This is a genomic window from Streptomyces sp. CC0208, from assembly GCF_003443735.1.
In the GTDB taxonomy this organism is placed as follows: domain Bacteria; phylum Actinomycetota; class Actinomycetes; order Streptomycetales; family Streptomycetaceae; genus Streptomyces; species Streptomyces sviceus.
The window spans coordinates 6,827,042-6,839,370 of the sequence record NZ_CP031969.1 but is presented as its reverse complement, the minus strand read 5'-3'; the positions used below and the strand labels follow the sequence as shown (position 1 = coordinate 6,839,370).

The 12,329-nt window shown below is 71.1% G+C and carries 12 protein-coding genes; 3 read left to right on the top strand and 9 right to left on the bottom strand.

The genetic code is table 11. The features are described from left to right. Positions 1 to 30 precede the first annotated feature (30 nt). From D1369_RS31405 to D1369_RS31375, 7 genes are all read right to left on the bottom strand, one after another. Positions 31 to 927: a carbohydrate ABC transporter permease gene (locus D1369_RS31405; RefSeq protein ID WP_007381173.1), complete on the bottom strand. Its 897-nt coding sequence runs from the start codon at positions 925 to 927 to the stop codon at positions 31 to 33. After that, entirely contained in the window at positions 924 to 1,859 is a 936-nt protein-coding gene (locus D1369_RS31400) for a sugar ABC transporter permease (protein WP_007381174.1), read from the bottom strand. The genes D1369_RS31405 and D1369_RS31400 overlap by 4 nt, the downstream gene beginning before the upstream one ends. A gap of 129 nt (positions 1,860 to 1,988) precedes the next feature. Further along, positions 1,989 to 3,725, bottom strand: coding sequence for an L-arabinonate dehydratase (gene araD / locus D1369_RS31395; RefSeq protein ID WP_007381175.1), 1,737 nt, complete (start codon positions 3,723 to 3,725; stop codon positions 1,989 to 1,991). Then, positions 3,722 to 4,633, bottom strand: coding sequence for a dihydrodipicolinate synthase family protein (locus D1369_RS31390; protein ID WP_007381176.1), 912 nt, complete (start codon positions 4,631 to 4,633; stop codon positions 3,722 to 3,724). The genes araD and D1369_RS31390 overlap by 4 nt, the downstream gene beginning before the upstream one ends. After that, on the bottom strand, positions 4,630 to 5,286 hold the full coding sequence (locus D1369_RS31385; protein WP_007381177.1) for a GntR family transcriptional regulator: 657 nt from the start codon (positions 5,284 to 5,286) through the stop codon (positions 4,630 to 4,632). The genes D1369_RS31390 and D1369_RS31385 overlap by 4 nt, the downstream gene beginning before the upstream one ends. A 146-nt stretch (positions 5,287 to 5,432) precedes the next feature. Continuing rightward, entirely contained in the window at positions 5,433 to 6,188 is a 756-nt protein-coding gene (locus D1369_RS31380; RefSeq protein WP_007381178.1) for an MBL fold metallo-hydrolase, read from the bottom strand. A 74-nt stretch (positions 6,189 to 6,262) separates the two neighbouring features. Beyond that, positions 6,263 to 6,847 (bottom strand): TIGR03086 family metal-binding protein, encoded by a 585-nt coding sequence (locus D1369_RS31375; RefSeq protein WP_007381179.1) that lies wholly within the window; start codon positions 6,845 to 6,847, stop codon positions 6,263 to 6,265. 145 nt (positions 6,848 to 6,992) lie between these two features. On the opposite strand from D1369_RS31375, the gene D1369_RS31370 reads away from it, so the two are divergent. Further along, complete coding sequence (locus D1369_RS31370; protein ID WP_205574495.1) at positions 6,993 to 8,195, top strand: MFS transporter; 1,203 nt, start codon at positions 6,993 to 6,995, stop codon at positions 8,193 to 8,195. Here D1369_RS31370 and D1369_RS31365 read toward each other — a convergent pair. Then, a complete protein-coding gene (locus D1369_RS31365; RefSeq protein WP_118082739.1) occupies positions 8,132 to 9,292 on the bottom strand; it encodes a hypothetical protein in 1,161 nt (386 codons plus the stop codon). The two genes, D1369_RS31370 and D1369_RS31365, sit on opposite strands and share 64 nt — an antisense overlap. Beyond that, on the bottom strand, positions 9,289 to 10,233 hold the full coding sequence (locus D1369_RS31360; protein WP_007381182.1) for a 5-dehydro-4-deoxyglucarate dehydratase: 945 nt from the start codon (positions 10,231 to 10,233) through the stop codon (positions 9,289 to 9,291). The genes D1369_RS31365 and D1369_RS31360 overlap by 4 nt, the downstream gene beginning before the upstream one ends. Positions 10,234 to 10,384: 151 nt before the next feature. On the opposite strand from D1369_RS31360, the gene D1369_RS31355 reads away from it, so the two are divergent. Then, positions 10,385 to 11,194 (top strand): NAD(P)-dependent oxidoreductase, encoded by an 810-nt coding sequence (locus D1369_RS31355; RefSeq protein ID WP_007381183.1) that lies wholly within the window; start codon positions 10,385 to 10,387, stop codon positions 11,192 to 11,194. A gap of 305 nt (positions 11,195 to 11,499) precedes the next feature. Continuing rightward, positions 11,500 to 12,267 (top strand): DeoR/GlpR family DNA-binding transcription regulator, encoded by a 768-nt coding sequence (locus tag D1369_RS31350; protein WP_007381184.1) that lies wholly within the window; start codon positions 11,500 to 11,502, stop codon positions 12,265 to 12,267. The last annotated feature ends 62 nt before the right edge of the window (positions 12,268 to 12,329 follow it).

Here is a 12,329-nt window from a genome sequence, read left to right as displayed (position 1 = left end):
CCAAGCCCCCCACCGCGATCCGACGGAATGTCATCCCTTCACCGCCCCCGCGCTGAAGCCCGTGATCAGCCACTTCTGGATGAAGGCGAACACGATCACCACGGGCACCGCCGCGATGATGCCGCCGGCGGCCAGTGCGCCGAGGTCGACGCTGTCGGCGCTCATCAGGGTGTTGAGGCCGACCGGGATCGTCTGCTTGTCCTGGTTGTTGAGGAACATCAGGGCGAACAGGAAGTGGTTCCAGGAGTGCACGAAGGCGAAGGAACCGACGGCGATCAGGCCGGGGCGCAGGAGGGGCAGGACGACGATCCTGAAGGCTGTCAGCCGGTTGCAGCCGTCGACCCAGGCCGCCTCCTCCAGGGAGTACGGCACGTTCTTGATGAAGTTGCTGATCAGGATCATCGACAGCGGCAGCTGGAAGACCGTCTCGGCGATGATGACACTGCCCAGCGAGTTGATCATCTTCAGCTCGGCGAAGATCTCGAACAACGGCACCAGCAGCAGCGCGCCCGGCACGAACTGCGAGCACAGCAGCGCCAGCATGAACGCGTTCTTGACCTTGAAGTCGAACCGGGCGAGGGCATAGCCGCCGGCCAGCGCGACGAGGGTCGTCATCACCAGGGTGGCGAGGCCGACGTACACGCTGTTCTCGAAGTAGGTGCCGAAGGCACGTTCCGTCCACACCTTCTCGAAGTGGTCGAAGGTGATCGGCCAGGGCACGAGCGAGGTCGAGCCGGCCGGGCGCAGCGCGAAGAGGAGGATCCAGTAGAAGGGGATGAGGGTGAAGACGAGGTAGATCGACAGCGGCAGGTAGATGTGCCAGCGCGGGACCTCGTCCCAGGCGCGGCGGCGCTTCACCGACCGGGGCGGTTCGGGGCTCTCGTGCACGGGCGCGGGCGCGACCTCCGTGGCCTCCTTGGTGATCACTTGGAACCGCCTCCGAACTTGCTCAGCCGCAGATACACCATCGAGCAGAAGAGCAGGATCACGAACGCGACCGTGGTCAGGGCGGACGCGTAGCCGAAGTTGTGGGCGTCGACGCTGGTGTTGGCGATGTAGAGCGGGAGGGTGGTCGTCTCCCCCGCGGGGCCGCCGCCGGTCAGGGTGTAGAGCAGGTCGACGTTGTTGAACTCCCACACCGCGCGCAGCAGTGTGGACAGGATGATCGCGTCCTTGAGGTGGGGCAGCGTGATGTGCCAGAACTGCTTGATGGTGCTGGCCCCGTCGACCTCGGCGGCCTCGTACAGGTCCTTCGAGACGGACTGGAGGTCGGCGAGGATGAGGATCGCGAAGAAGGGGACACCGCGCCACAGGTCGGCGACGACCGCCGCCGAGAAGACGGTGGAGGTGTCCGACAGCCAGCTGGTGCCGTAGGAGCCGATGCCCATGTCGGCGAGGTAACGGGTGACGCCGGTCTGGGAGTTGTAGAGCAGCACCCAGATCGCGGAGGTCAGCACGCCGGAGACGGCCCACGGGGAGAAGACGAGCGCGCGGCCCACCGCCCGCCCCACGAAGGTCTGGTTGACGATCAGCGCGAGCGCCAGGCCGAACAGCAGCTGGAGTCCGACCTCGACGAAGACCCACTTGGCGCTGAAGGTCAGCGTGTCCCAGAACTGCGGGTCCTCGGTGAAGATATGGACGAAGTTGTCGAAGCCCGCGTAGCCGTTCCGCCATGGCTTGGTGGGGTTGTAGTTCTGGAGGCTGTAGTAGAAGACGCTGATCACCGGGTAGGCGATGAAGCCCAGCATCAGCAGGGCCGCCGGCGCGATCAGCAGGTACGGCAGCCTGCGCGGCGTGGCGGAGGCACGGCGCCGCCGGGGTGGCGCGGGCGGTTTCGCCACGGCTGCGGCTTGGGCCATGACAGGGGCTCCGTTCTCGGTGCGGAAAGCGCTTACTCGCTGTGCATGGGTGCACTTGCTGTTGCGTGGCGGGTGCGGGTGCGTTGTGGCTGGTTGCGCAGTTCCCCGCGCCCCTAAAGGTGGGACCAGTCACCCTGCATACGGATCTGGGACCTTGCCCTGCCCGGCCAGGAACTCGAAGTCGCAGCCGGTGTTCGCCTGGGTGATCTGGTCGTTGTACAAGGCGCCGTAGCCGCGCTCGTAGCGGGTGGGCGGTGGCGTCCACTCCGCGCGTCGGCGCTCCAACTCTTCATCGTCCACGTTGAGTCGGAGGTAACGCGCCTCGACGTCGAGGGTGATGCTGTCCCCCGTCCGTACGAGGGCCAGCGGGCCGCCGACGTACGACTCGGGTGCCACGTGCAGCACGCACGTGCCGTAGCTCGTGCCGCTCATACGGGCGTCGGAGATGCGGACCATGTCGCGTACGCCCTGCTTGAGCAGGTGGTCGGGGATGGGGAGCATGCCGTACTCGGGCATGCCCGGCCCACCCTTGGGCCCGGCGTTGCGCAGCACCAGCACGCTGTCCGCGGTGATGTTCGACTCCGGGTCGTTGATGGTGCGTTGCATGGACTTGTAGTCGTCGAAGACGACCGCGGGCCCGGTGTGCTTGAGCAGGTGCGGTTCGGCGGAGATGTGCTTGATGACGGCGCCGTCCGGGCAGAGGTTGCCGCGCAGGACGGCGACCCCGCCCTCGCTCGCGACCGGGTTGTCGCGGGTGCGGATGACGTCGTCGTTGTGGACGACCGCACCCTCCAACTGCTCGCCCAGGGTGCCGTTCACGGTCGGCCGGTCCAGGTGGAGCAGGTCGGTGATCCTGGAGAGGAAGGCGGGCAGGCCGCCGGCGAAGTGGAAGTCCTCCATGAGGTACGTCTGTCCGCCGGGCCGTACGTTCGCCAGCACCGGAACCGTGCGGGCGATGCGGTCGAAGTCGTCCAGGGTGAGCCTGATGCCCGCCCGGCCGGCCATCGCGATCAGGTGGATGACCGCGTTGGTGGAACCGCCGAGTCCGAGCACCGTGGTGACGGCGTCCTCGAAGGCCTCGCGGGTGAGGATCTCGGACGGCCTGAGTCCGGTCCAGGCGAGCTCCACCGCGCGCCGCCCGGAGGCCGCGGCCATCCGCTCGTGCGCGGAGTCGACGGCCGGGATCGAGGAGGCGCCCGGCAGGGTCATGCCGAGGGTCTCCGCCGCCGCGGTCATCGTGGACGCGGTCCCCATGGTCATGCAGTGGCCCGGCGAACGCGCCAACCCGCCCTGGAGATCCCGCAGTTCACAGTCCGTCAGGTTGCCGGCGCGGTGCTCGTCCCAGTACTTCCACATGTCGGTGCCGGACCCGAGGGTCTCGCCGCGCCAGTGCCCCGGCAGCATCGGTCCCGCGGGCACGAAGAGCGAGGTGACATCGGCCGAGGTCGCACCCATGAGCAGCGCCGGCGTCGACTTGTCGCAGCCGCCGAGCAGCACCGCCGCGTCGATCGGATACGACCGCAGCAGCTCCTCCGTCTCCATCGCGAGCAGGTTGCGGTAGAGCATCGGGGTGGGCTTCTGATAGGTCTCCGAGAGGGTGGCGACCGGGAACTCCAGCGGGAAGCCGCCTGCCTGCCACACTCCCCGCTTGACCGCCTCGGCGCGCTCGCGCAGATGGACATGGCAGGGGTTGATGTCGGACCAGGTGTTGAGGACGGCGATCACCGGGCGGCCCCGGTACTCCTCGGCCTCGTAACCGAGCTGACGCATCCGGGCGTTGTGCGACCAGGTGCGCAACTGGCCCTCCGTGCCGTACCACTGATGGCTCCGCAGGTCCTCCGGCCGCATCCGCTCTCGGTCCGTCATATCGACCACCCGGCGGCTATCGCGGCGACCTCGGCGCGCTCGGACTCGGGAAGCTCGCGGCTCGGCGGACGCACTTCACGGCGGCACAGGCCGAGGGAGGCGAGTGCCTCCTTGACGACCGTGACGTTGTCGGCGGAGCCGTTCGCCGCGCGGAGTTCCTCGAAGCGGCGGATCTGCTCCCAGACCTTCATGGCGGCCGGGTAGTCACCGGATCGAAGCGCTTCGATCATGTTCAGCGAGACGGCAGGGGCGACGTTCACCAGCCCGGAGGTGAAGCCGGTGGCGCCCGCCGAGAAGTAGGAGGGCGCGTAGGGCTCGGCGAGCCCGGCGACCCACACGAAGCGTTCAAGGCCCGCGTCCCTCGCGAAGGCGGCGAACCTGGCCGCGTCCGGGACGGCGTACTTCACGCCGATCACGTTCGGGCAGGCGTCGGCGAGTTCGGCGAGGCGGTCCCCGCTCAGCTGGGCGTTGCGGATGTACGGGACGACCCCGAGCTCAGGGACGGCCGAGGCGATCGCGCGGTGGTAGTCGATCCAGCCGCCCTGCGAGACGTAGGGGTGGACGGGCTGGTGGACCATGACCATCCCCGCGCCGAGCTCCCGGGCGTGCCGGGCGGAGGCGACGGCGGTCGGGACGTCATGGCCGACCCCGACGAGGACGTCGGCCCGCCCCCCGGCCTCCTCGACGGTCAACTCCGTGACCAGGCGCCGCTCTTCGGGGCTGAGGGCGTAGAACTCGCCGGTGTTCCCGTTGGGGGTGAGGGTGGTGATCCCGCCGTCGAGCAGCCGACGCAGCAGGGCCCGGTGGGTGACCTGGTCGACGGTGCCGTCCTCGGCGAACGGGGTCACCGGGATCGCCACCACGTCGGCCAGGGCCGCCCGCTGGGGCTCGAAGGTCTCGCTGCTCATTCCTGGCCTTCCTGGTCCAGCACTCCGGGGAACGCTCGTTCCACGAAGGACGCGATGTGGGCGTGCAGGGCGCGGGCCGCTCCGTCCGCGTCGCCGTCCAGGGCGAGCCGCAGGATCTCCCGGTGCTCGCCGGCCTCCCGGTCCCAGGAGGGCGAGGCCGCCCAGGCGACCGCGGAGACCAGGGCGGCCTGGTCGCGGACCTCGTCGAGCATCCGGCCGAGCAGCGGATTGCCGCAGGGCAGGTAGAGGGCGCGGTGGAACTCCCGGTTGGCGAGGGAGCGTTCGGCGGTGTCGGTGGCGTCGTCGGCCTTGGTCAGGGCATCGCGGGCGGCGTCGAGGGAGGCCCCGCGCCGTACGGACCGCTTCAGCGCCTCGGGTTCGAGGAGCAGCCGGACGTCGTAGACCTCGCGCGCCATGTCCGCGTCCACCATGCGCACCGTGACGCCCTTGTACTGGCTCATCACGACGAGCCCGGTCCCGGCCAGGGTCTTGAGCGCCTCGCGCACCGGGGTCTTGGACACCCCGAACTGTGCGGCGAGTTCCGTCTCGACCAGGGCCTGACCAGGCGTCAGGCGCCCGGTGAGGATACGGCGTTTGATCTCCTCCAGCACGTACTGCGTGCGGGAGGGGATCGGCGTGGGCACAGAGGTCATGCGCGCCTCTCGGATCTCGCGTATCTGATCTCGCGTATCGCGTCTCATATATGACGTACGAAGTACGACGCGTTGAAGGTAGGGAGGGGCGCGATGTTTCGTCAATGCTTCCGGCAAAGGAAGTTGAAGTTGCGGTGAAGCGAGGGTCAGACCAGCCGGGTGGCGCCCTCGAAGGCCGTACTGGTGCGTCCGGCGAAGGCGACGGCGGCGCGTGTGGTCGCCGCCTCCCTGGTGAGCGTGGGACCGACGTGGGTGACGATCAGCTCGCGCGCCCCGGCCTTGCGGGCGATGTCGCCGGCGTCCTCGGGTGTCAGATGGACCTGTTCGCCTTCGCGATGCCGGTCGATGTCCGCCTCGCACAGGAACACATCGGATTCCACGGCGAGTTCGACGAGGGCGGCGCAGGGTCCGCTGTCCCCGGAGTACGCGAGGACGCGTCCGGCGCACTCGGCGCGCAGTCCGTACGCCTCGGTGTCGTGCGCCACGGCCCGCGCGGCGAGCCGAAGGTTCCAGTGCCGGACCTCGTGGCCGTCGTACAGGGGGTGGAAGGCGAGGATGCCGTCGAGGAAGCGTACGTCGGACTGTCCGAAGAACCCGGCGAGCCGGTGCGCGCAGCCGGGCGGCGCGTACACCGGGATCGGGGCGGGCGGGGTGAGCCCGCCGAACGCGAAGGCGTAGACGGCGGACAGCAGATCCGCGCTGTGGTCCGCGTGCAGGTGGGAGATCCAGATCGCCGTGAGCCGGGAGGGGTCCGTGTGCCGCTGCAACTCCGCGAAGGTACCGGGCCCGGCGTCCACCCACACCTCGGCGCCCCCGCCGCGCAGCAGATAGCCGGAGCAGGGGCGGCCCGGCGCCGGGTGCGGGGAGGCGGTGCCGAGGACGGTGAGGCTGAGGGGCGGCATGGTCGGGAGCGTACGGTCCGAGCCTGCCGCCCGCCGCCGTTTTCCGTGCCTCTACGGCACTCTCGTACCGGCGTCTACGGCGTCCAGCCCGGGTTCCGCCCGCTCAGGCCCAGGGCCCGGTCCAGCAGTGACGCGTCCTCGGGCACCGGGACGATCGGGCCGAAGATGGCGTCCCGGCTCGGGTCCTCGGCGGAGGCCTGGAGGAAGTCGTAGGACGCCTGGAGCGCGGCGGGGTCCGGCTCGTACGACCGTCCGGTGGCGCGGGCCAGGTCCCAGCCGTGGACGACCAGTTCGTCCACGGCGACGGCGGCGGCGATCTCCGCGGGCAGGTCCACACCGCCCGCGCGGGTCATGCCGGTCCAGGCGGCCGGGTCGCGCCAGGCCTCGGCGAGTTCGTCGAGGATCTTCGGGAGTTCCGCGCGCCAGCCGGGGCCGATGTCCGGGACGGAGTCGGTCGGCGGGGTGTCGGTCGTGGCGCCGAGGTCCTTGCGGGCGGCGTCGCGGAAGGCGGTGGAGAGGCCGAGCAGGTGGCCGAGCATGTTGCGCACCGCGTAGTCCGGACACGGGGTGGCGTTCCCCAGCTGGTCGTCGGTGACGGCTTCGGCAAGCCAGGCGATGACCTGGGTCTGCGGTCCGAAGTCCAGGGGCGGGACAGTCATCGGTGCTCCTCGGGGTTCGCGATGTCGTGAGGGGTGGACCGTCGCCGCTGCGAAAACTCATCGCTCGGCATCGCTCGACATCGCTCGACATCTAGGGAACCTGCCCCATCCCGCCGCGGGGGCCTTAGACCCACGATGTCCAGGCATGACGAAGACATGGGCGGTGCTCCACGACCGCAACGCGAGGCTGTATCTCACCGGAGTGCTCGTCTCCGGCTTCGGCACCTCGGCCCTGTGGCTGGTGTCCGGCGTCTGGGTCAAGGACCTCACCGGCTCGGACGGCCTGGCGGCGCTGTGCATGCTCGCGATGTGGGCACCGACCCTGGCGGGCCCGCTGCTCGGCACGATCGCCGACCGCCTCCGCCGCAAGCCGCTGCTGATCGGTGGCAACCTGCTGTTGGCGGCCCTGCTGCCGGTCCTCCTCACCGAGCGGGCCGCGGTCATCCTCACGGTCCTTTTCGTGTACGGCGCCGTGGGCGTGGTCCAGGACGCGGCGGAGTCGGCCCTGGTCGCCGGCGCCGTCGCCCCGGCCCTGCTCGGCGACTTCAACGGGCTGCGGACGGCGCTCACCGAGGGCATGAAGCTGGTGGCACCGCTGGCGGGAGCGGGCCTCTACGCCCTGTACGGCGGCCCCGCCGTGGCCCTCCTGGACGCGGCCACGTTCGTGCTCGCCGCGCTGCTCTCCTGCGCTCTGCGCGTCCGGAAGGACGGACCCGCGCCGTCCCGCCGCACCCCGTTCGTCGAAGGCGCCCGCCACCTATGGGCCCACCCCACACTCCGTCCCCTGATCATGGCGGCCGGCACCACCATGTTGCTCGCCGGGCTCAACGGCGCGCTCCTGTACGCCGTGATCGACGGCCTCGGCCACTCCCCCGCGTACGCCGGTGCGCTGTACGCCGTCCAGGGCGCCGGTTCCGTGGCGGTGGGGATGGTCTCCGGGCCGGCCCTGCGCCGGCTGGGCGAGCGCCGGTTCGCCGCGTACGGCATCGCCCTGACGGCCGTGGCCGCCGGACTGCGGGCGGTCCCCTCCGACCCGCTGGCCCTGGCCTGCAGCGCGGCCGTCGGCGCGGGTCTGCCCTGCGTGCTGATCGCCGCGCTCACCGCCGTGCAGCGCGAGACCCCGAACGCGCTGTTGGGCCGTACGGTCGCCACCGCCAACACCCTGGTGTACACGCCGAACGTGCTCGGCCTCGCGGCGGGCGCGGCGCTGGTCGAACTGGTCGCCCAGCGGCCGCTGTCGGCCGTTCTCGGCGCGGTCTGGCTCGCCGCGGCGGTCCCGCTGTTTCAGCGGCCGGCCAGCGCCGAGCGGATCGCCTCCAGGTCGCCGTCCGACGCCAACCCGGCGTGATACAGCCGGACTTCGCTCGCCCCGGCCTCCGTCGCGCGGGCCACGTCCGCGGTGAGCGTGCCCGGGCTGCCGCCCATCGCCGAGACGACGGGGAAGTTGGCGGCGACGACCGCGTCCTCGCGGGCCCGGGCGAAGGGCGTGAGCAGGTCCGCTCCGCCCGCGCAGGGCACGACGACCCCGTCCGCGACGGACAGGATGTGCTCGGGGTCGACACCCGGATTGGCCCCGACGTGGTACGTCACGGGGTCGGCGTGCAGCAGGATCTGGAAGCCCTCGGGAGCGGCCGCGCGGACCTCCCGCACCGCCGTCTCCTGGAGCGTGCGGGCGGTTTCGTCGCGCCACGCGCGCGTGGCCGCCGCCGTCCCGGCGCCGAGCAGCTTCTCGACCCCGGCCCAGCCCCCGTCGTCCGGCGCGCCCCGCCACAGCGGCTCCAGCGCGGCCCGTACGGCGGCGGCGAGCGCGTCGGCGTCCAGCCCCTGGTCGCCGTAGCCCTCGCGGCACGTCCCGCAGAAGCAGAGCGCCATGAGGTACATCCCGGCGTCGCCGAGCGGGACCCCGCCGGTCTTGTCGTGGGCGTGCAGGTGCTGGAGGCCGTACCAGCCGAGGGACTCCAGCTCGGTGCCGGCCGCGCCCGGGCGCACTGCCGCCTCGACGGCGAGGTCGACGAGGTACGCGCGCGTGGCGGGCTGTGCGATGCACGGGGCCCACGGGTAGCGGTCGCCGTAGGCGTTGACGACGGAGGTGTCCGGGTGCTCGGCGCCCAGGCGGGAGTTGTGCGCGAGGACGACCCAGGTGTGCACTTCGAGGCCCGCCCCCGTCAGCGCCTCGGCCGCCTCGCCGAAGGCGTCGCCGGGAGCCCAGTCGCCGGCCGGGTAGGGGCGCAGCGCACGCCCTTCCCAGCGGGAGTCCGTCGGGTACAGCACCGCCGCGTGCTCGGCGGTGACGATGCGGTGGCGCGGGTGGCGGGGGGTCAGGGCGCGCGTGGAGTGGTAGGCGGAGGCGAGGGTCGCCTGCTGGACGCCGAGCCCCGCGATGCGGGCCGCGGCCTCCGGGTCCCCGTTGACGTCCCAGGGGTAGACGAACGTGGACGCCTTCACTGTGCCTCCTCCAGCAGCGCGTGGCCGCGCTCGATGATCTCCGCGAGTTGCTTCACATGATCCTCGTCCGGCTCGTGCAGCGGCGGGCGGACCTCCCCCACGTCGAGGCCGCGCATCCGGACACCGGCCTTGACGAGGGAGACGGCGTAGCCGCGGCCCCGCGCGCGCAGTTCGACGAAGGGACGGTAGAAGCCGTCGAGCAGACGGTCGGCCGTCGCCCGGTCGCCGTCGATGAGTGCCCGGTGGAAGTCGAGGGCGATCTCGGGGGCGAAGCAGAAGACGGCGGACGAGTACAGGGGGACGCCGATGGCCTGGTAGGCGAGCTGGGTCTGCTCGGCGGTCGGCAGTCCGTTGAAGTACAGGAAGTCGCCGGGTGCCTCGGTGCGCACCGCGCTGACGATCCGCTGCATGAGGTCGAGGTCGCCGAGGCCGTCCTTGAGACCGATGATCCCCTCGCTGCGGGCCAGTTCGACGACGGTCTCCGGGGCGAAGACGGCGTTGTCGCGCTGGTAGACGATCACCGGGAGCGCGGTCGCGGCGGCCACCTCGCGGTAGTGCCGCAGCAGCCCCTCCTGCCCGGCCACCACGAGGTAGGGCGGCATGGCGAGCAGCCCGTCGGCGCCGGCCGCCTCGGCGAGCCGTGCGTACCGTACGGCGAGCGCGGTGCCGTATCCGGTGCCCGCGACCACCGGGACGCGCCCCGCCGTCTCCTCGACGGCCGCCCGGACGCAACGCTCGAACTCCTCGGGCGTGAGCGCGTGGAACTCCCCGGTGCCGCAGCACGCGAACACGGCCGCGGCCCCCGCGTCCACGCCCCGGCGTACGTGCGCGCGGTACACGGCGAGGTCGACGGATCCGTCCGGGCCGTAGGCGGTGACGGGGAAGAACAGCGGCCCGCTGGGGATGCCGAGTCGATGGGCGAGGTCGGCGGACGGCGTCACAGGCTCTCCCTAGAGTGGCATGCAGAATACTGATCAAAGTTTATATTTATGAACTGACATCGCGCCACCCTTGACGAAGCGAAGACACGATCCCTAACTTGTCCACGCATGTGAATACCGTACCCATGAGGCCATTCAAGGAGACCTGCGGATGCCCGCTCCCCGTACCGTTCTGCTCACCGGTGCCGCCGGCGGGCTCGGCACCCTGATGCGGGATCTGCTCCCGGCCTACGGCTACGACCTGCGCCTGCTCGATCTGCGCCCCGTCGAGGGCGAGCCGGACGCGATCGTCGCCGACCTCGCCGACAAGGAAGCTGTACGCGAGGCCGTGCGAGGTGTCGACGCGATCGTCCACCTGGCGGGCATCTCCCTGGAAGCCCCCTTCGAGAAGATCCTCAAGGCGAACATCGAGGGCACCTACCACCTGTACGAGGCCGCGCACGCGGAGGGCGTCGGACGCATCGTCTTCGCCTCCTCCAACCACGCGGTGGGCTACACCCCCCGCCCCCAGGGCGACGACCCGCTGATCCCGATCGACACCCCGCGCCGCCCGGACACCTTCTACGGCCTGTCCAAGTCCTTCGGCGAGGACCTCGCCCAGTTCTACTGGGACAAGCACGGCCTGGAGACCGTCTCCGTGCGCATCGGCTCCTGCTTCCCCGAGCCCACCAGCGTGCGCATGCTCTCGCTGTGGATGAGCCCGGCCGACGGCGCCCGTCTCTTCCACGCGGCCCTGACCGCCGAGCAGGTCGGCCACACCGTGGTCTACGGCTCCTCCGCCAACACCCGCCTGTGGTGGGACCTGACCACCGCGCGCGCCCTCGGCTACGACCCCCAGGACGACTCGGAGCCGTACGCGGAGAAGCTCATAGCCGAACAGGGCGAACTCCAGGAGGGCAACGAGGGGCACGCCTACCTGGGCGGCCAGTTCGTGACGGACCCGCCGATCTGGCCGTACTGACACGGTTGACAACGACGGGCGGGCACCGAACGGGCCCGCCCGCAGCCGTTCCGGGCACGAGAACGGGTTCTGGGGGCAGGCGCGAAGCGCCGCCCCCCGGGGCGCGGGGAACTGCGCGACCAGCCACATCGGACCCGCAGCCGCCACCCGACCGCGCACCCCACCCCCGCAGGCCCGGCCCGCCCGAACGGGCACACACGGACAGGATCTCCCCCGCAACAGACCTGGTCACCACCCCGCACCCGCTGTAGAACTTCCCCCAGACGGCCCGAACGGGCAGACAGCACAGCAAGGCGGGTGACCGAATGACCAGTACCGCGGAAGAACGCCAGCGGGAGATCGTACGGACCGCCCGCACCACCGGCTCCGTCGACGTCAACACCCTCGCCACCCAACTCGGCGTCGCCAAGGAAACCGTACGAAGAGACCTCCGCGCCCTGGAGGACCACGGCCTGGTCCGCCGTACGCACGGCGGCGCCTACCCCGTGGAGAGCGCGGGGTTCGAGACCACGCTCGCCTTCCGCGCCACCAGCCACGTGCCCGAGAAACGCCGGGTCGCGGCCGCCGCGGCCGAGCTGCTCGGGGACGCCGAGACGGTCTTCGTCGACGAGGGCTTCACCCCGCAGCTCATCGCCGAGGCCCTGCCCCGGGACCGGCCGCTGACCGTGGTCACCGCGTCCCTTCCGGTCGCCGGCGTCCTCGCCGAGGCCGAGAACACCTCCGTCCTGCTGCTCGGCGGCCGGGTCCGCCCCGGCACCCTGGCGACCGTCGACCACTGGACGACCAAGATGCTGGCCGGCTTCGTCCTCGACCTCGCCTACATCGGCGCCAACGGCATCTCCCGCGAGCACGGCCTCACCACCCCCGACCCCGCGGTCAGCGAGGTCAAGGCGCAGGCGATCCGGGCCGCGCGCCGCACGGTCTTCGCCGGTGTGCACACCAAGTTCGGCGCGGTCAGCTTCTGCCGGTTCGCGGAGATCGGCGCGTTGGAGGCGATCGTGACGAGCACCCTGCTGCCCTCGTCCGAGGCGCACCGGTACTCACTGCTGGGACCACAGGTCATCCGGGTCTGACGTCCCGACTGACGTGATCCGTGGGCCTTTTGCGCCGCACGGCGCCCCTTATATCCCCCTAT